Genomic DNA, 17,446 nt, shown 5'->3' with positions numbered 1-17,446 from the left:
ATGTGGTTTTGAGTGGTACGGTCCTCCTCGACAGCCCCCGAACCGAGAGGCACCACCGTGAAGGCCCTGCGCTTCTACGCCCCCGGCGACCTGCGACTCGAGGAGGTGCCCGAGCCCGTCTGCGGGCCCGACGAGATCAAGATCCGCGTGCGCAACTGCTCGACGTGCGGCACCGACGTCAAGATCCGCGGCAACGGTCACCAGAACCTCACCCCGCCACGCACGCTCGGTCACGAGGTCGCCGGCGAGATCGTCGAGATCGGGGCGGACGTCGAGGCGCTCTTCGGCGGCGGCTGGGCGGTCGGCGACCGCACCCAGGTCATCGCGGCCGTCCCGTGCGGCGACTGCCACGAGTGCCGCAAGGGCTGGATGGCCGTCTGCGCCAACCAGACCTCGATCGGCTACCAGTACGACGGCGGCTTCGCCGAGTACATGATCGTGCCCCGCCAGGTGCTCAAGGTCGACGGCCTGAACCGCATCCCCGACAACGTCGGCTTCGACGAGGCGTCGGCCGCCGAGCCGTTCGCCTGCGCGATCAACGCCCAGGAGCTGCTCGGCATCGAGGAGGGCGACACCGTCGTCGTCTTCGGCGCCGGCCCGATCGGGTGCATGCACATCCGCATCGCCCGCGGCGTCCACCGCGCCGGGCCGGTCTACCTGGTCGACGTCAACGCCGACCGGCTGGCGATGTCGGCCGAGGCCGTCGCACCCGACGAGATCATCGACGCCTCGCAGGTCGACGTGGTCGCCCGCGTCATGGAGCTCACCGACGGGCGCGGCGCCGACGTCGTCATCACCGCCACGGCTGCCAACGTCACCCAGGAGCAGGCCATCGCCATGGCGGCCCGCAACGGCCGCATCTCCTTCTTCGGCGGGTTGCCCAAGACCGACCCGACGATCACCTGCGACTCCAACGTCGTCCACTACCGGCAACTGCACATCCACGGCGCCAACGGCTCGGCGCCCGAGCACAACAAGCGCGCGTTGGAGTACATCTCGACCGGTCAGGTCCCGGTGAAGGACCTCATCACCAGCCACATCCCGCTCGAGCAGGTCGCCAAGGCCTTCGACATCGTCGCGAACGGCGAGGCGATCAAGGTGACCGTCGAACCCTGACGCGCTCCGCGCCGGCCGACCGCGATCAGCCGGCGTACGGCTCGGCGTACGCCGGCAGCGCGGGCTCGCGGGAGACCCACCGCAGCGGGTTCGCGAGGCCGGTGGCGAAGCGGGCGATGCTGCGCACGAACGCCAGCGTGCCGAGCGGGTCGCCGTGCGGGATGAACGCCTGCTGGCAGGTGCCCGCCGGCAGCCGGGTCGGATCGGCCGGCCCGTCGTGGGTGAGCGCGTCGAGGGTGAGCGCGTAACCGACGGGGTCGCCGAGGATCAGGCCGTGCTCGGACGGGTCGAGCGGGCATACCTTGGTGAGCACGATGTTCGTCGCGCCGTCGAGCTGGCTGGCGGCCGGCTGGGGCCGCACGATCTCGTCGTAGGGGGCGGCCAACGAGGTGATGGCCGGTGCGTCGTCCCCGGTGGGGAGCGGGGCGGTGCGCAACGCCTTGACCGTGCGCGACCCCACCCGCAGCTGCCAAGCGAGGCCCGAGCAGCGCCGCAGCAGACACAGCTCATTGCCCAGCCGGGTGCCGCCGAAGGGGCCGGAGAGGCTCACGATGTCGTCGACGAGCGGCGCGATCTGCGGCCAGAACTTCACGTCCCACACCGGCAGCGCCCCACCCTGGCTGTGGCCGACCACCGAGATCGACCGCCCGGCCAGCACCGCCGTCATCTCGATCGCGGAGCGCACCCGCACGGCGGCGTCGGTGAAGCTGCCGAGGCCGTCCTGCGGCAGGGCGACCGTGCAGGTGGCGAACCCGTCGGCGGTCAGCGCCCGCTGGTAGCCCCAGCCGAACGACTCGGCCGGACGCGACCCGGTGCCCGGCACCAGCAGGACGACGCCGCGGGCCGCGCTGAGCGTCGCCGCATCGGGACAGCTGAGCCAGGACGGCGTCGGGGCGACGACGTCCGCCTCCGCGGGCACCCGCAGCGAGACCGCGAGGGAGGCGGTGATGACGAGGGCGAAGAGGACCCGCAGTGCTCTCACAGCACCGGACGCTACGCCGGTCGGCGTCCGGTGGCACCGTGGTTCGGACCGGAACCGCCGCCGCGCGGTCGCCGCTCACCCCAGGCGCGTCAGCCAGGGGTGGTCCGGGGCGAGCACCTCCAACTCGTCGCGCATCCACCGGCGGCGCTCGACGGGGAGCACCGGCCGATGAGCCGAACGATCCGGGGTCGCCGAGCCTCCCCGCCATGATGCACCGGCCGGCTTCCGGCGGCCCGCCTCGGCACGCGTTCGCATTTCCGCCATCGGGGACGGCGTCCCTCGACCCGCGGCCCGCGGCGCTTCCAGACTCGATGCCCGAACCCCGATCGAGAGGCGCCGCCCATGGCCACGTTCGACGACGGTCTCGCCGAGACCGTGCCGCCCACCGGGACGACGGTCGAGACCGACGTCGTGATCGTCGGCTCGGGCCCAGCTGGCTCCTCCGCGGCGCTGTTCCTGGCCGAGCTCGGGGTGCCGACGATCATGATCACCAAGTACCGGTGGACGGCGAACACCCCGCGCGCCCACATCACCAACCAGCGGGCCATGGAGATCTTCCGCGACCTCGGCATCGAGGAGCAGGTGCTCGCCGACGCCACCCCGCACCACCTGGTGGGCGACACCGTGTTCTGCACCTCCATCGCCGGGGAGGAGATCGGCCGCATCCGCACGTGGGGCACCCGGCCCGACCGGGAGGCCGACTACCAGCTGGCGAGTCCGTGCCTCACCGTCGACATCCCGCAGACCTACCTCGAGCCGATCCTGGTGCGCAACGCCACCGAGCGCGGCGCCCAGACCCGTTTCTCCACCGAGTACCTCGGCCACGAGCAGGACGACGACGGCGTCACCGTGCAGGTGCGCGACCGGCTGACCGGGCACGCGTACGCGATCCGCGCGAAGTACCTCATCGGCGCCGACGGTGCCCGCTCCCAGGTGGCTGCCGACCTCGACCTGCCCTACGAGGGCGCGATGGACATCGCCGGCTCCATGAACATCACCTTCAAGGCCGACATCTCCGCGCTCGTCGACCACCGACCCTCGGTGCTCTACTGGGTGATCCAGCCGGGTTCGAACGTCGGCGGCATCGGCACCGGCCTGGTGCGCATGGTGCGGCCGTGGGACGAGTGGCTGATCGTGTGGGGCTACGACATCGCCGAGGAACCGCCCGTGCTCGACGACGCGGCGGCCACGAAGATCGTGCGCGACCTGCTGGGCATGCCCGACCTGGAGCCGGAGATCACCGGCTACAGCCTGTGGGGCGTCAACGAGATGTACGCGACCCGGCTGCAGCGTGGCCGGGTCTTCTGTGCCGGGGACGCCGTGCACCGTCACCCGCCGAGCAACGGCCTGGGCTCGAACACCTCCGTGCAGGACTCCTACAACCTGGCCTGGAAGATCGCCGCGGTGCTGCGCGGCCAGGCCGCGCCGAGCCTGCTCGAGAGCTACACCGAGGAGCGGGCCCCGGTGGCGGAGCGGATCGTCACCCGCGCCAACACCTCCGCCCGGGAGTTCGCCGACATCTTCGAGGCCCTCGGCGTCGTCGGGCTCGACGGCGAGGCGATGGCGGCGGCCATCGAGGAGCGCAAGGCCGACACCCCGGCGGGTGCGGCCAAGCGGGCGGCGCTGGTGAAGGCGATGGAGACCAAGAACTACGAGTTCAACGCCCACGGTGTCGAGCTCGGCCAGTTCTACGAGTCCTGCGCGATCATCGGCGACGGCACCCGGCCGGTGCAGCCGCCGGGCAAGGAGGATCCCGACCTCTTCCACGCGGTCTCGACGAGTCCCGGCGCCCATCTGCCGCACGCCTGGGTGGGCGACCAGACCACCCGCCTGGCGATGATGGACCTCGCCCCGTACCACTGCTGGACGCTGATCACCGGCGTCGCCGGATCGGCCTGGGAGCAGGCGAGCACCACGGTCGCCGCCGAGCTGGGCGTGCCCCTGGAGGCCGTCGTGATCGGTCCGGGCCGCGCCGTCACCGACCTGTACTTCGACTGGGCGAAGCTGCGGGAGGTGGAGGAGTCGGGCGCCCTGCTGGTGCGCCCCGACAAGCACATCGCCTGGCGGGTGACGAACCTGCCCGACGACCCCGCGGCCGCTCTGCGCGACGCCCTCACCCGGCTGCTCGGCCGGGCATGAGCGCGGGTGTGAACGCGGGCGTTGGCGCAGGCGCGCTGGCGTTCCTCCACGAGTCGCGTGCCCAGCGCGTCGTCTTCGCACCCGGCCAGGCGGCCGCTGCGTGCGCCGAGGAGGCCGCGCGCCTCGGCGTCCGGCGGGCCATGGTGATCGCGGCGCCCTCCGAGGCCGCGATCGCCGACGCCGTCGCGGCCGGCGTGCCGACCGCGGTGCGGCACGACGACGTCGTCATGCACGTGCCGGTGGAGGTGGCCGAACGGGCCCGGCGGGCGGCGGCGGACGGCGCGGTCGATGCGGTGGTGAGCGTCGGCGGCGGCTCGACCACCGGGTTGGCCAAGGCGGTGGCGCTCACGACCGGCCTGCCGATCGTGGCGGTGCCGACGACCTACGCGGGCTCCGAGGCCACCGACGTGTGGGGCCTCACCGAGGGCGTCACGAAGACCACCGGCGTCGATGCGCGGGTGCTGCCCCGCTCGGTGGTCTACGACGCCACCCTCCTCACGACACTGCCGCCGGAGCTGGCCGTCGCAAGCGGCCTCAACGCCCTGGCGCACTGCATCGACGCGATGTGGGGGCCGCGTGCCGACCCCATCGACCGGGTGCTGGCCGGCGAGGGCATCCGGGCCCTCGCCGCGGGCCTGCGCGCGATCGTGACCGCGCCCAGCGGGCTCGCCGGTCATGAGCAGACCCTCTACGGCGCCCACCTCGCCGCGGTGGCCTTCGCGTCGGCCGGCTCGGGGCTGCACCACAAGATCTGCCATGTGCTCGGCGGCCGGTTCGCCCTGCCCCATGCGCCCACCCACGCCGTCGTGCTCCCGCACGTGCTCGCCCTCAACGCGCCCGCGGCCCCCGAGGCCCGGCGGCGCATCGCCGAGGCACTCGGGACACCCGACGCCGTCCACGGGCTCGCCGATCTGTACCGCACCCTCGCGGCGCCACGGTCGCTGCGCGACCTCGGCATGCCCGAGGACGGCATCGCCGAGGCCGTCGAGCCGATCCTGGCGGCCGTGCCGCCGCACAACCCCGTCCCTGTCGACGCCGACCGCATCGCCGCCCTCCTCCGGGCGGCCTGGGAAGGAAGCGAACCCCGATGAGCGAGCACCCGGAGGTCTCACCCGCCCAGCAGCAGCGCGAGGAGGAGCTCGTCGAGCGCGTCGTGTCCTCCTTCGACGCCTGTCCCGATCCGCGCCTGAAGGAGCTGATGACCGGGCTCGTGCGCCACGTGCACGCCTTCATCCGCGAGACCCGGCTCACCGAGGAGGAGTGGGGCGAGGCGATCGCCTTCCTCACCGCCGCCGGCCACATCACCGACGACCAGCGCCAGGAGTTCATCCTGCTCTCCGACGTGCTCGGCGCCTCGATGCAGACCATCGCGGTCAACAACGAGGCCTACGGCGAGGCCACCGAGGCCACCGTCTTCGGGCCGTTCTTCGTGGAGGGCTCCCCCGAGATCGAGCTCGGCGGCGACATGGCGTTCGGGGCCACCGGCGAACCCTGCTGGGTCGAGGGCACCGTGCGCGACCACGAGGGCCGCCCCCTCGCCGGTGCGCTGCTCGAGGTGTGGGAGGCCGACGAGGACGGGCGCTACGACGTGCAGTACGACGACGGCCGCACCGCCGCCCGCGCCCACCTGCGCACCGACGACGACGGCGGCTACCGGTTCTGGGGCATCACGCCCACGCCGTACCCGATCCCCGACGACGGGCCGGTGGGTCGCATGCTCGACGCCGTCGGACGCTCGCCGATGCGCGCCAGCCACCTGCACTTCCTGGTCTCCCACCCGGGGTGCCGCACGCTGGTCACCCACATCTTCGTGGAGGGCGATCCGCTCCTCGACGCCGACAGCGTCTTCGGCGTCAAGGACTCGCTGGTCAAGCGGTTCGAGCGGCAGCCGGCCGGCACCCCGACCCCCGACGGCCGCACGATCGAGGGCACGTGGAGCCGCACCCGGTTCGACGTCGTCCTGGCACCGGGTCGCTTGTGACGCGTGTCACGATGGCCGCATGGAGGCCCCCGCTCGTCCTCGTGCGTTCGAGGTGCACGGACGGGCCGGCGCCGAGCTGGTCGATGCCTGGGAGCGGCACAACCGCGAAGCCCTGATCGAGCTGCGGTGCCGGGTCGGGGAGGGGCGGCCGTTCCGGGCGCGGGAGGTCACGGTGGAGGCCGGCGGGGTGCGTCTCGCATCCGTGCGCGGCACCGCCCACGGCGTCGAGCGGAGCGCGGAGACCCCACCCGCCGACGCGGTCGCCGTCTACGCGGCGCTGCAGGGCGAGGCGGTGGTCGACACCGCGGCCGGACGCCGCCTGGTGCGCCCCGGCCAGCTCCTGGTCTGCGACGTCGATCGCCCGCTGGCGCGCGGGTTCGGCCACGGGCTGCACGAGTTCGCCGTCCGGGTGCCGAAGGCCGCCCTCGCTCCCCTGCTCGGGAGCGACGGCGCCACCGCCCTCGACCCGCTGCTCGCCGAGCCGGTCGTGATCGACGCCGCCGGCGAGCGGGCCGACCCTCACGGCGTCCGGCTGCTGCGCGCGGTGGCCCGTGCCCTCAGCGTCGACGCGAACCGCGCGCTGCCCGCCGACGAGACGGCGGTGCTCGAACTGGTGGCCCTGCTGGCGACCCGGGGCGATCTCGGTGCTCCGGCAGCGCACCGGGCCGCCGCCCGCGCCTTCATCGACGACCATCTGGCCGATCCGTCGCTCGGCGCCCCGGCGGTCGCTGCAGCCTGCGGCGTCTCGGAACGTCAGCTCTCCCGCGTCTTCGCCGACGCCGGCACCTCGCTGCCGCGCCACATCCTCGCCCGGCGCCTCGACCGCGCCCACGCGCTGCTGCGCGACACCATCGAACCGGCTCAGCGCACCGTCGACGTGGCGATGCGCTGCGGCTTCACGTCCACCGCCTGGTTCTCCCAGGCCTTCCGCTCCCGCTTCGGCGTGAGCGCCGGTGAGGTGCGCCGCGCAGCGCTGGCGTCTCTCAGGCCGGACTGAGTGGCGCCCGACCGGAGGAAAGAACGACGAAGCCCCCGATGTCACCGACAGCGGGGGCTTCTCTTGCGCGCCCGTAGGGATTCGAACCCCAAACCTTCTGATCCGTAGTCAGATGCTCTATCCGTTGAGCTACGGGCGCCCGTCGTGGCCGAAGCGACGACTGGTCGAGGATAGCGGAGAGGTCCGGCGATGCCGAATCCGGACGCCGCGGGGTGACGGCAGGCGTGCGGCGAGCGGCGCGCGTCACATGAGCGCGACACGCGTGTCCGATATCTGGATGTGAGCCCGGCCACAGACCGTTGAACGATCCAATAGGACGCCCCGAAACCACGGGGGTACATTCACCGAACCGACCGTGGCGGAGTGTCCCGACCCCCCGTCGTCACACGCACCGCCCCGGCCGTTTCGCCGACAACGACGCCGTGCGATGAACACCCCAACTCCAGACTCCGTCGACCCGTTCGACGGCCGGAGGCGCCTTACCCCAGCTGGGGCGTCCACCGCGAAGCTCACGAGGGAAACCAGGCAGATGACCGCCACCGAGGCACTCACCGACGCCCCCACCACCCACCAGGGCATCCTCGACTTCGTCCGCGAGGCGGCCGAGTTGATGAAGCCCGACCGCATCCACTGGTGCACCGGCTCCGACGAGGAGTGGATCGAGCTGACCGACGCTCTGGTCGGCACCGGCACCTTCACGCGGTTGAACCCGGCCATCAAGCCGAACTCCTTCTACGCCGCCAGCGACCCGATCGACGTCGCCCGCGTCGAGGACCGCACCTACATCTGCTCGGTGAACGAGCGCGACGCCGGCCCCACCAACAACTGGATGGAGCCCTCGCAGATGAAGGACCTCATGCGAGGTCTCTACGACGGCTGCATGCGCGGGCGCACCATGTACGTCATCCCCTTCGTGATGGGCCACCTCGAGGCCGAGCACCCGATGTTCGGTGTCGAGCTCACCGACTCCGCCTACGTGACGGCGTCCATGCGCGTCATGGCCCGCATGGGCTCGCACGTGCTCGAGCGCATGACCGAGCTGAACGCCCCCTTCGTGCAGGCGCTGCACTCGGTCGGCCACCCGCTCGCCGAGGGCCAGGCCGATGTCGCGTGGCCGTGCAACGACACCAAGTACATCGTGCAGTTCCCCGAGGAGCGCGCGATCTGGTCCTACGGCTCCGGCTACGGCGGCAACGCCCTGCTCGGCAAGAAGTGCTACGCGCTGCGCATCGCCTCGGTGATGGCCCGCGACGAGGGCTGGCTCGCCGAGCACATGCTGATCCTCAAGCTCACCAGCCCCCAGGGCGTGGTGAAGTACATCGCCGCCGCGTTCCCGAGCGCCTGCGGCAAGACCAACCTCGCGATGCTCGCCCCCACCATCCCGGGCTGGAAGGTCGAGACCCTCGGCGACGACATCGCCTGGATGCGCGTCGGCGAGGACGGCCGCCTGTGGGCGGTCAACCCCGAGTACGGCCTGTTCGGCGTGGCTCCGGGCACCAACGAGCACACCAACCCCAACGCGATGCGCACCATCAACAAGGGCAACTCGGTGTTCACCAACGTGGCGCTGACCCCCGAGGGCGACATCTGGTGGGAGGGCCTGGAGAACACCCCGGCCCAGGCGACGTCCTGGAAGGGCGAGCCCTGGACGCCGGACAGCGAGGAGCTCTCCAGCCACGCCAACAGCCGCTACTGCACCCCGATCAAGCAGTGCGACATCCTCGCGCCCGAGTACGACGACCCGCGCGGCGTCCCGATCGACGCGATCCTCTTCGGCGGTCGCCGCAAGACCACGATCCCGCTGGTCTTCGAGGCCCGTGACTGGACCCACGGCACCTTCCTCGGCGCGACCCTCTCCTCGGAGACCACCGCGGCCGCGGTCGGCGCGGTCGGCGTCGTGCGCCGCGACCCGATGGCGATGCTGCCCTTCATCGGCTACAACGCCGGCGACTACTTCGGCCACTGGGTCAACATGGGCAAGGACAACGACGCCGCGAAGCTGCCCCGCATCTTCTACGTCAACTGGTTCCGCCGCGACGAGGACGGCGGCTTCCTGTGGCCGGGCTTCGGCGAGAACAGCCGCGTGCTCAAGTGGGTCGTCGAGCGCATCGACGGCCAGGCCGCCGCGGTCGAGACCCCGATCGGCCACGTGCCGGCGCCGGGCTCGCTCGACGTCGACGGTCTCGACATGACCCCCGAGGCCCTCGAGGCCGCGCTGGCGGTCGACGTCGAGGAGTGGAAGGCCGAGATCCCGCAGATCCAGGAGTGGTTCGAGAAGTTCGGCGACGACCTGCCGACGGTCCTGTGGACCGAGCTCGACGGTCTCAAGGCCCGCCTGGGTCTCTGACCCACCGCGTCCCACCCACGGGGCCCTGTCGCTACGGCGGCGGGGCCCCGTGCGCATCCCGGGGGTGGGGCGCCGACCCGTGTGCTTGGATGCCCGAGGCGAGGTGCGAGCACGATCCCAGGAGGAGGAGCGCGAGGTGGCCTACGGACCCGAGAAGCGGGCCCTGCTGGAGACGCAGTGCCTGGAGTTCTACGACGCGCTGGTCACCGCCGGCGTGCTCGAGGACGACGACCCGCGCATCGCCGCGGACGCGCCCCTGCGGCCCGCCTTCGACCTGCTCGTCGAGCTCGGCCTCGTCCAGCGCGCCCTGGACGGCGAGGGCTGGGTGCCCGAGGACCCCGCCACGGTGCAGGGCCAGGTCGTCACCCCGCTGAGCCAGGAGGCGCACCGGCTGCTCGAGGAGTCGACGCAGTGGTCACGCGCCTTCGCCGGCTTCGGCCAGGCCTGGCGCCGCGGCCCCTCCAGCGCCGGCCGGGGTCCGGTCACCTATCTGCGGGGCAGCGCTATCGGCCCCTACCTGACCGGGGTCGTCAACGACGTCGAGACCGAGATCCTCACCGCCCAGCCGCAGATCGGCCGCGACGCCCGGGCGCTGGCGACGGCGGCCCTGCGCGACACCGCCGCGCTGGAGCGCGGGGTCGCGATGCGCACCCTCTACCAGCACAGCGCCCGCCGCAGCGCGATCACCCACAAGTACGTCGAGGCGGTGACGGCCCGCGGTGCCGAGGTGCGCACGCTCGATGAGTTCTTCAACCGGATGATCATCCTCGACCGCCGGATCGCGATCATCCCGGGCAGCGAGGACAACAGCATCGCGGTGGCCGTGCGCGAGCCGGCGGTCGTGGCCTACCTCGTCGACGTGTTCGAACGGGCCTGGGAGCGCGGGCGGCCCTTCGCGAACAAGGAGACCGCCACCCTGCGGGGCATCGCCGCCGAGCAGCGCGCGATGACGATCCGCATGCTCATCGAGGGCCACGCCGACCCCGTCAGCGCCAAGCGCCTCGGCGTCAGCCCGCGCACCTACGCGGGCTACGTGGCCGACCTGAAGGCCGAGTACGAGGCCGAGACCCGCTTCCAGCTCGGCTACCAGATGGGCCGGCTGGGCCTGACCGGCCACGAGAACGACGACGCCGACCCCGGGGAGGGGGTCGGCGAGGTCTGAGGCTGCTGAGGCTGCGGCAGGTGGCCGGGGCGCGAGGTGCGCCCCGCGGTCACCGCGACGGGCGGCAGGAGGGGCAGCCCCAACTGGTGTCGGCCTGGGCGGGCGCTGAGACGGAGACGAATCCGAGCGAGATCGCGGTGGTGGCGAGGATGAGGCCGACGCGACGGAGGTTCTTCATGGGCTGGGTGCCGCCTTCTGTGGTGGCCGGATCACGGCCGGATCGATGCGAGGTGGGAGCAGTCTCGGTTCTTCCCCGGCGATCGGTTGCATGAAACCCGCCTCATTTCCCTGCGCTGCGAGAACCTGCAGGGACGACGTCGTCCGGCCGCGCGGGAGGACCCCGGAAACGCAGCGATCCCGCCCGGAGGACCGGGCGGGATCGGGACTGCGGAGGCGGCGGGATTTGAACCCGCGAGAGGCTTTTGACCTCAACCCGCTTAGCAGGCGGGCGCCATAGACCGGACTAGGCGACGCCTCCCTCACAGCGGCGACAGGCTACAGGCCCGTCGCCGCCGACGACCAATCGCCCGGCCCTGCCGTCGACGGGTCGGCGCTCAGAGCGGCCGCAGCCCCTGGCCGTCGCGGAGGCGACGCTGGAGCTCGCGCACGAACTCCTCGCGATCGATGGCCAGCGCCTGCACCGGGATCGAGGTGGTGCGCCCGCCGGTCAACTGCAGGACGACGACCGGGATGCCGTGCGGCGAGGCGGTGGCGGCGTCCTCGACCTCGGTCCAGGACGCCGCGGCGACGCCGGCGCCGCGCACGAGGCGCACGCGGTAGCCCTCGGCGTCGACGTGCAGCACGGTCGCGCGGTTGCGCAGCCACCAGCCGAAGGTGAAGACGGCGGCCAGTCCGAGCACGAGCACCACGACCAGCAGGTCGGCGTTCCACCCGGCGATCGCCACGATCGCGGTGGCCGCGAACATCACCAGCGCCAGCGCCACGAGCGCGGCCCCGAAGAAGCGGACGCCGAAGGCCGGGTTGAGCCGGTAGTCGAAGGGGGTGGGCAGCGGATCGGACGGGCGTGAGGCCATGCCCGCATCATCCCAAGCGCACCTGGACGCCGCCCGGGTCGGGGGGCCATAGTCGAAGGTCCGCACGACGCCGACCGGGAGGGGGGATCGCCGTGGGCGATCCGGCGAGCAGCACGACGTCCGTTCCATCCACGCGACCGGCATCCGGCCTCGCCGAGAGCGTCGCGGCGCTGCGCGAGGATCTGCGGCCGGACGCCGTCGTCGATGCGCCCTGGCGCTGGCGGATGCGACGCCACCTCGGCGCCGTCCGCGACGCCCTGGTGGCCGAGGGCGCGGCGAGCCAGGACGCCGCCCTCGCCGCACGCACCGTCCGGGCCGACCGCAGCCGCCACCCGCTCCTGCGCGACGTCGGCCGGCTGGCCCGACGGCTGCTCGAGGACGCCGACGCCGAGCCGTTGCGCCGCGACCTCGCCCGCCTCGCCACCGACCTCGACCACCACGCCCAGCGCCGCCGCGACCTGGCCTACGACGAGGTGGAGATGGAGCTCGGCGGCTCGGAGTGATCGGGCGGGGCCGCGCCACGACGGCCCCCTAGACTGACCCGCGACCGCTCCTCGGAGCGGCTCGGAGGGGTGCCGGAGTGGCCGATCGGAACCGCCTTGAAAGCGGTCGTAGGGAGACCTACCGCGGGTTCGAATCCCGCCCCCTCTGCCAGATCCGCGCCGCCTGGCGCGCCCGACCGTGGGACGGCATACGGGACATCCGCCCCTCTAGACCATCGGGCAGCGGCCACCGCGATCCGACTAGCGTCGCCGCAGCCATCCTGGGGAGGGGAAGCATGCGTCTCACATCGATCCGTCCTGCCGTCATCGGCCTCGTCGGCGCTCTCGCGCTCGGTCTGGTCGGTGCACCGGTGCCCGCACAGGCCGCGACCGCGACCGTCGACGCGTCGCCGATCGGGTACATCAGCGGGGCCCAGACCCGGTTGGTGGGGTCGGCCGACCTCGTCGTCCTGCCCTCCGGCGAGCGGGTCGTCGTCGACGCCCAGATCGACGAGGTGCAGGTCTTCGCGAGCGACGCCAGCGGCAACGTGGCGCCGTCCCGGGTGATCGCGGGGGCCGCCACCGGCCTGGACAGCCCGCGCTCGGTGACGGCGGGCCCCGACGGCACCCTCTACGTCGGTCAGATCTCCGCGGCCGGCAGCAGCGTGCTGGTCTTCGCGCCCGGCGCGACCGGGAACGTCGCGCCCACCAGCGTGCTGTCCGGCGCGAACACCGGGCTGTCGTGGCCGACCGGGCTCGCCCTCGACAGCACCGGCCGGCTCTACGTGGCCAACCGGAGCGCCGACTCGGTCACCGTCTATGCCCCCGGGGTCAGCGGCAACAGCCTGCCGCTGCGGCAGATCTCCGGAGCGAACACCGGCCTCGCCGACCCCGAGTCCGTGCTGATCAAGCCGGACGGCAGCCTGCTCGTCGGCAACGGCGCGGGCGGCGCCGGCACGATCACGCACTACGCCTCGGGGGCCACCGGGAACGCCACCCCGATCGGCACGATCGGTGGGACGACGGCGGGTCTCGTCTACCCCTGGTCGCTGGCCCTGGACTCGGCCGGCGACCTCTACGTCGCCGACTCCGACGGTTTCGCCGGCCCGCACCGCATCACGGTCTTCGCACCCGACGCCGACGGCGACGTCGCCCCCCTCCTGCGGCTCACGGGCGGGAACACCGACCTGGACTCCCCCTCGGGCGTCGCCGTGCTGCCGGATCGGCGGGTCGTCGTCTCCTGCAACGGCGGCTCCGGGCGCCTGCTGACCTTCGCGCCGCTCATCCCGCTGCTGCCCGGGAAGGTGCGCAAGCTCGAGGTGGCCGGCTCCGAGACCGCGCGCAAGCGCACCGTCAGCTGGGCTGCTCCCTCGACCGGCGGTGAGCCGACGCGCTACCTGCTCACGGTCTCCCGGGGCAGCAAGGCGGTCGTGCAGGCGCGGACGACGAAGACCCGCCTCAGCCTCGACACCGTGAAGCTGAAGGCCGGCACCTACGCCCTGGCGGTGCGGGCGCAGAACGCCACGGGCAAGGGCCCGGTGGCGCGGACGACGTTCACGGTGCGCTGAGCACCACCAGCACGTCGCCCTCCTGGACGACGTCGCCGGGCGCGACCTTGACGGCCTGCACGGTGCCCGGCGCCTCGGCGAGCACCGGGATCTCCATCTTCATCGACTCCAGCAGCACCACGGTGTCGCCGACGGCGACCGCTTCGCCGACCTCGACGGCGACGGACATGACGTTGGCGACCATCTCCGCCACGATCTCGTGCTCCTGGGTGCGTGCCACGTTTCGACCGTAGTCGTTACCCGCGCGTACGTCGGCGTCGTCACCGAGCGGGCCGCACGAGGGTCAGAACAGCGGGCTGGTGCGGGCCGGTTCGGGCCGCAGGGCACGCTCCTCCTCTGCGCGGCGCGCCCGGCGTCCGCGCGAGCCGGTGAGCGCGAGGTCGACGCGGATGACGACGTAGCCGAGCATGAGACCGATGGCGAGGCCGTAGAGGGCCGACAGCGCGGCCTCGCCGAGTCCGACGGCCGGGTCCATCAGGAGGGTGGCGACCGGGGCGGTGGCCGCGACGCCGAACGCGGAGACCCACCAGCCCTGCCGCCGACGGGCCCGCATGTGGCAGCCCCAGGCCAGCGCCGGGACGCCGAGGACCGCCTGGAGCGGCCGCGGGAAGGCGCCGAGGTGGTCGCGGCTGTCGTCGGCCACCTCGCGCAACTGCTCGACCAACCCGTCGGGACCGTAGCGGCGCAGCAGTTCGGCGTAGGCGACGGTGACCACCAGGACGACGGCGCCGGCGGCGACCGCGACCAGACCGCGGCGTCCGAGACCGTGCAGACCGGCGCCGAGCCGGTAGACGAGCAGGAACGCGCCGACCAGCGCGAGCACCAGGACGGCGTACTCGACCCGCACCTGGCTGACGACCGGCTGCCACCCGACGGCGGCGACCGCGCCCAGCCCGGCGGTCACCATGGCCAGCGCGCACTCGCGCGCGGCCTCGACGAACCGCGGCGCGGGCACCGTCGTCATGACGGCCAGGACGGCGGCCTGGGTGCAGGTGAGCACGGCGGCACCGGTGTCGAGCCACGAGCGGTCGAGCAGCAGCACGGCCGCGCCCATGCCGAGGGCGAGGACGCTGAAGACGATCGGGCGGCCGCCGGTGCGGGCGGCGAGCACCCACGTGAACGTGGTGGTGACGACGAGAGACCCGAGGCCCCCGAGGAGCTCGGGGCCGACCGGCACGGCGCCGCAGGCGAGCAGCGCGGCCCCGACGGCGAGCAGGGTCCCGACCGCGACCGGGGACGGCAGCGGGAAGGAGCGGGGCACGTCGCAGGAGGCTACAGGCGACGGTTGGCCAGCGACGGATTGGTGCGCCGCGCCTCGGCGAGCACCGCAGGGTCGAGGACGGCGTGCAGCGTGACCTCGCCGTCGGCGGCCTCGGCGAGCACCTCCCCCATCGGGTCGACGACGAGCGAATGGCCGCTGTAGCGAGGGCCGGGCTGGCCGACCGCGACGACGAAGACGGTGTTCTCGATGGCCCGCGCCCGTACGAGGGTGCGCCAGTGGTCGACCTTGCGCGGCCCCGCCACCCACGCGGCCGGCACGACGAGCACCTCGGCACCCTCGTCGACGAGCAGCCGGGCGAGCTCGGGGAAGCGCAGGTCGTAGCAGGTCATGACGCCGACCCGCAGCGTCGCCGACGCTCCGGCGACGTCGACGACCGCGACGGCCGGCGCGGGTGCGCAGAGCCGGTCGGACTCGCGGTAGCCGAAGGAGTCGTAGAGGTGGATCTTGCGGTAGTCGGCCTGCGCGGCACCGCGCACGACCAGGGTGTTGTAGGGGCGTGCGGCGTCGGGCCCGGTCTCGAACATGCCCGCCACCACCGTCGTCCCGCGGTCGCCGGCGATGCGCGCCGCCTCCCGCGCGAAGGGGCCGTCGAGGGGCTCGGCGAACGGGCTGACGTCGGAGCCGGCCTCGCCGAAGTCGCGGGCGAAGGCCTCGGGCAGCACGACGAGGTCGGTGTCGGCGGGCACCAGCTCGGCGAGGCGACGCCGGTTGACCTCCGGGTCGAGGTCGGCGGCCACCTGGACGGCGGCGACCCGCAGGCCGGTGGGGACGGGGTCGGCGGGCATGGCGTCAGGGTAGGCGATCGGCGCGGCACCGGGGTGGGCCAGAATCGGTGCCGTGACGAGCTGGGCGAACGCACCCGACCCGATCCCGGGCGGGTTCTGCGCCGTGCTGCTCGCCGGGGGCCGCGGCTCGCGGCTCGACGGCGTCGACAAGGCCGGCGTCGAGCTGGAGGGCCGCACCCTGCTCGAGCACGCGCTCGACGCCCTCATCGACGCCGCGGAGGTCGTGGTGGTCGGCGACCAGGTGCCGACCGAGCGGCCGGTGACCTTCGTCCGCGAGGACCCGCGCCACGGCGGACCGGTCGCGGCCCTGCTCACCGGGGTCGATGCGCTTTTGCGCCGGCCCCGCACCCTCGGCGTGCTCGCGGTCGACATGCCGCGGGTCGACGCCGAGACGTTCCGGCGTCTCCACGAGGCCGCCGACATCGGCGGCGACCGACCCCGCGACGGCGCCCGGCTCGTCGACCCCGACGGCCGCGGGGCGTTGGCGATGGTGCTGGACCCGGCCCGGCTGGCCGCCGTCCGGCCCAGCCGCGAGGCGCAGCACGGCATGGCGCTGCGCGACCTGCTGCGCCCGCTCGACCTCGCCGCGGTGCCGGCGCGGGGCGAGGAGCACCGCGACATCGACACCTGGCGCGACCTACGCGACCTGCGCGAGCGCGCCGAGGGCTGAGCCGTCGTCGGCGGCGCTCTTGCGCCGGGACGCCCGCCGTGGCGAGGCTGTGGCCTGTGAACCTCCACGACTGGATCGACGAACTGTGCGACGTCCTCGACGTGGACGCCGAGATCGACGAGGGCCTCATCCTCGACCTGGCGCGGGTGGCCGCCCACAACGTGGCCCGGCCCGCGGCGCCCATCACCGCCTTCGTGCTCGGCCTGGCCGCCGGTCGCCTCGACGACCTCGACGCCGAGCAGGTCGAGCGGCTCGCGGCCCGCGCCCAGCGGCTCGCCGAGAACTGGGACCGTCCGGCCGGGGCACCCGACCCCGAGGTGGCGGGCGCGGGCCTGGAGGACGACGTCCCCGACGACGCGACCATCGATCACACCGGCGACGAGGGCGACCTCTGACCCGAGGCCGGGGCGGCCATCGCGCCGGGTCTAGCCTGGCCGCATGCGTGCCGTGATCGCGTCGGGGACCGGTGGTCCCGAGGTCCTCTCCGTCGGCGAGGTCGCCGACCCCCAGGCCGGGCCCGGTGAGGTGCTGGTGCGGGTGGCCGCGGCCGGTCTGAACCGCGCCGACCTGCTGCAGCGAATGGGCTTCTACCCGCCGCCGCCCGGGGCCTCGGAGATCATCGGCATGGAGTGCAGCGGCACGATCGAGGCCCTCGGCGAGGGCGTCACCGGCTGGGAGGTCGGCGACGAGGTGTGCTGTCTGCTGGCCGGCGGCGGCTACGCCGAGCTGGTCGCCGTCCCCGCCGGGCAGGTCATGCCGCTGCCGGACGGCGTCGACGTCGTCACGGCCGCCGCGCTGCCCGAGGTCGCGGCCACGGTGTGGTCCAACGTCTTCATGATCGCGGGGCTCCAGCCGGGCGAGACGCTGCTCGTGCACGGCGGCGCCGGCGGCATCGGCACCT

18 protein-coding genes and 3 tRNA genes are annotated in these 17,446 nt (G+C 73.3%); 13 read left to right on the top strand and 8 right to left on the bottom strand.

Annotation, left to right across the window (positions count from 1 at the left end; all coding sequences use genetic code 11):
* Positions 1 to 57: 57 nt before the first annotated feature.
* Positions 58 to 1,116 (top strand): zinc-dependent dehydrogenase, encoded by a 1,059-nt coding sequence (locus tag ABD671_RS07180; protein ID WP_344732603.1) that lies wholly within the window; start codon positions 58 to 60, stop codon positions 1,114 to 1,116.
* Positions 1,117 to 1,141: 25 nt separating this feature from the next.
* On the opposite strand, the gene ABD671_RS07175 is transcribed toward ABD671_RS07180, so the two are convergent.
* Positions 1,142 to 2,098, bottom strand: coding sequence for an esterase/lipase family protein (locus ABD671_RS07175; RefSeq protein ID WP_344732602.1), 957 nt, complete (start codon positions 2,096 to 2,098; stop codon positions 1,142 to 1,144).
* Between the two features lie 342 nt (positions 2,099 to 2,440).
* On the opposite strand from ABD671_RS07175, the gene ABD671_RS07170 reads away from it, so the two are divergent.
* Genes ABD671_RS07170 through ABD671_RS07155 form a run of 4 tightly spaced genes read left to right on the top strand, consistent with a single transcriptional unit; the run spans position 2,441 to position 7,215 of the window.
* Entirely contained in the window at positions 2,441 to 4,237 is a 1,797-nt protein-coding gene (locus ABD671_RS07170; RefSeq protein ID WP_344732601.1) for an FAD-dependent oxidoreductase, read from the top strand.
* An 8-nt stretch (positions 4,238 to 4,245) separates the two neighbouring features.
* Positions 4,246 to 5,328 carry a maleylacetate reductase gene (locus ABD671_RS07165; RefSeq protein WP_344732600.1) on the top strand — a complete coding sequence of 361 codons (1,083 nt, stop codon included), beginning with the start codon at positions 4,246 to 4,248 and terminating at the stop codon, positions 5,326 to 5,328.
* On the top strand, positions 5,325 to 6,218 hold the full coding sequence (locus tag ABD671_RS07160) for a dioxygenase family protein (protein ID WP_344732599.1): 894 nt from the start codon (positions 5,325 to 5,327) through the stop codon (positions 6,216 to 6,218). Before ABD671_RS07165 ends, ABD671_RS07160 begins: the two co-directional genes overlap by 4 nt.
* Before the next feature lie 19 nt (positions 6,219 to 6,237).
* The gene (locus ABD671_RS07155; protein WP_344732598.1) at positions 6,238 to 7,215 is read left to right on the top strand and encodes an AraC family transcriptional regulator; all 978 of its coding nucleotides are present in this window, start codon (positions 6,238 to 6,240) and stop codon (positions 7,213 to 7,215) included.
* A 66-nt stretch (positions 7,216 to 7,281) separates the two neighbouring features.
* Here the strand turns inward: ABD671_RS07155 and ABD671_RS07150 are convergent.
* Positions 7,282 to 7,354: transfer RNA gene (locus ABD671_RS07150), tRNA-Arg, on the bottom strand.
* A 390-nt stretch (positions 7,355 to 7,744) separates the two neighbouring features.
* Between ABD671_RS07150 and ABD671_RS07145 the strand changes: the two genes are divergently transcribed.
* Together ABD671_RS07145 and ABD671_RS07140 are read left to right on the top strand one after the other, a co-directional pair.
* Positions 7,745 to 9,562 carry a phosphoenolpyruvate carboxykinase (GTP) gene (locus ABD671_RS07145; RefSeq protein WP_344732597.1) on the top strand — a complete coding sequence of 606 codons (1,818 nt, stop codon included), beginning with the start codon at positions 7,745 to 7,747 and terminating at the stop codon, positions 9,560 to 9,562.
* A 136-nt stretch (positions 9,563 to 9,698) separates the two neighbouring features.
* Complete coding sequence (locus ABD671_RS07140; protein WP_344732596.1) at positions 9,699 to 10,724, top strand: LuxR family transcriptional regulator; 1,026 nt, start codon at positions 9,699 to 9,701, stop codon at positions 10,722 to 10,724.
* Positions 10,725 to 10,773: 49 nt separating this feature from the next.
* Here ABD671_RS07140 and ABD671_RS07135 read toward each other — a convergent pair whose 3' ends face one another.
* From ABD671_RS07135 to ABD671_RS07125, 3 genes are all read right to left on the bottom strand, one after another.
* Positions 10,774 to 10,902, bottom strand: a complete 129-nt coding sequence (locus ABD671_RS07135; protein ID WP_344732595.1) for a hypothetical protein — start codon at positions 10,900 to 10,902, stop codon at positions 10,774 to 10,776.
* A gap of 210 nt (positions 10,903 to 11,112) precedes the next feature.
* Positions 11,113 to 11,202 (bottom strand) — tRNA-Ser (locus tag ABD671_RS07130).
* Between the two features lie 76 nt (positions 11,203 to 11,278).
* Positions 11,279 to 11,758 (bottom strand): hypothetical protein, encoded by a 480-nt coding sequence (locus ABD671_RS07125; RefSeq protein ID WP_344732594.1) that lies wholly within the window; start codon positions 11,756 to 11,758, stop codon positions 11,279 to 11,281.
* 92 nt (positions 11,759 to 11,850) lie between these two features.
* On the opposite strand from ABD671_RS07125, the gene ABD671_RS07120 reads away from it, so the two are divergent.
* The 3 genes from ABD671_RS07120 (at position 11,851) to ABD671_RS07110 (ending at position 13,808) form a co-directional block, all read left to right on the top strand.
* On the top strand, positions 11,851 to 12,261 hold the full coding sequence (locus tag ABD671_RS07120; protein WP_344732593.1) for a hypothetical protein: 411 nt from the start codon (positions 11,851 to 11,853) through the stop codon (positions 12,259 to 12,261).
* A 63-nt stretch (positions 12,262 to 12,324) separates the two neighbouring features.
* Positions 12,325 to 12,412 (top strand) — tRNA-Ser (locus ABD671_RS07115).
* Between the two features lie 124 nt (positions 12,413 to 12,536).
* Complete coding sequence (locus ABD671_RS07110) at positions 12,537 to 13,808, top strand: beta-propeller fold lactonase family protein (protein WP_344732592.1); 1,272 nt, start codon at positions 12,537 to 12,539, stop codon at positions 13,806 to 13,808.
* Here ABD671_RS07110 and ABD671_RS07105 read toward each other — a convergent pair.
* The 3 genes from ABD671_RS07105 to ABD671_RS07095 form a co-directional block, all read right to left on the bottom strand.
* Positions 13,795 to 14,028, bottom strand: a complete 234-nt coding sequence (locus ABD671_RS07105; protein WP_344732591.1) for a biotin/lipoyl-binding carrier protein — start codon at positions 14,026 to 14,028, stop codon at positions 13,795 to 13,797. The genes ABD671_RS07110 and ABD671_RS07105 overlap by 14 nt on opposite strands.
* 63 nt (positions 14,029 to 14,091) lie before the next feature.
* Complete coding sequence (locus tag ABD671_RS07100; RefSeq protein ID WP_344732590.1) at positions 14,092 to 15,069, bottom strand: hypothetical protein; 978 nt, start codon at positions 15,067 to 15,069, stop codon at positions 14,092 to 14,094.
* An 11-nt stretch (positions 15,070 to 15,080) separates the two neighbouring features.
* A complete protein-coding gene (locus ABD671_RS07095; protein WP_344732589.1) occupies positions 15,081 to 15,875 on the bottom strand; it encodes a carbon-nitrogen hydrolase family protein in 795 nt (264 codons plus the stop codon).
* A 52-nt stretch (positions 15,876 to 15,927) separates the two neighbouring features.
* Between ABD671_RS07095 and mobA the strand changes: the two genes are divergently transcribed.
* The 3 genes from mobA to ABD671_RS07080 form a co-directional block, all read left to right on the top strand.
* Positions 15,928 to 16,545: a molybdenum cofactor guanylyltransferase gene (gene mobA, locus ABD671_RS07090; RefSeq protein ID WP_344732588.1), complete on the top strand. Its 618-nt coding sequence runs from the start codon at positions 15,928 to 15,930 to the stop codon at positions 16,543 to 16,545.
* Positions 16,546 to 16,601: 56 nt separating this feature from the next.
* The gene (locus ABD671_RS07085; RefSeq protein ID WP_344732587.1) at positions 16,602 to 16,940 is read left to right on the top strand and encodes a DUF6457 domain-containing protein; all 339 of its coding nucleotides are present in this window, start codon (positions 16,602 to 16,604) and stop codon (positions 16,938 to 16,940) included.
* A 43-nt stretch (positions 16,941 to 16,983) separates the two neighbouring features.
* Positions 16,984 to 17,446 (top strand): alcohol dehydrogenase catalytic domain-containing protein (locus ABD671_RS07080; RefSeq protein WP_344732586.1); only part of this gene is annotated, 463 nt, incomplete at its 3' end.

Origin of the sequence: Nocardioides fonticola (assembly GCF_039536805.1) — a bacterium.
GTDB lineage: Bacteria > Actinomycetota > Actinomycetes > Propionibacteriales > Nocardioidaceae > Nocardioides > Nocardioides fonticola.
Note: the sequence above shows the minus strand (reverse complement) of the source record. Positions and strands in the feature narration are given on the sequence as shown.

What these genes read in the sequence shown, in the direction of transcription:
- ABD671_RS07170 (WP_344732601.1), top strand. Translation starts at nt 2,441, where the DNA reads ATGGCCACGTTCGACGACGGTCTCGCCGAGACCGTGCCGCCCACCGGG.
- ABD671_RS07160 (WP_344732599.1), top strand. Translation starts at nt 5,325, where the DNA reads ATGAGCGAGCACCCGGAGGTCTCACCCGCCCAGCAGCAGCGCGAGGAG.
- ABD671_RS07155 (WP_344732598.1), top strand. Translation starts at nt 6,238, where the DNA reads ATGGAGGCCCCCGCTCGTCCTCGTGCGTTCGAGGTGCACGGACGGGCC.
- ABD671_RS07145 (WP_344732597.1), top strand. Translation starts at nt 7,745, where the DNA reads ATGACCGCCACCGAGGCACTCACCGACGCCCCCACCACCCACCAGGGC.
- ABD671_RS07135 (WP_344732595.1), bottom strand. Translation starts at nt 10,902, where the DNA reads ATGAAGAACCTCCGTCGCGTCGGCCTCATCCTCGCCACCACCGCGATC.
- ABD671_RS07125 (WP_344732594.1), bottom strand. Translation starts at nt 11,758, where the DNA reads ATGGCCTCACGCCCGTCCGATCCGCTGCCCACCCCCTTCGACTACCGG.
- ABD671_RS07110 (WP_344732592.1), top strand. Translation starts at nt 12,537, where the DNA reads ATGCGTCTCACATCGATCCGTCCTGCCGTCATCGGCCTCGTCGGCGCT.
- ABD671_RS07095 (WP_344732589.1), bottom strand. Translation starts at nt 15,875, where the DNA reads ATGCCCGCCGACCCCGTCCCCACCGGCCTGCGGGTCGCCGCCGTCCAG.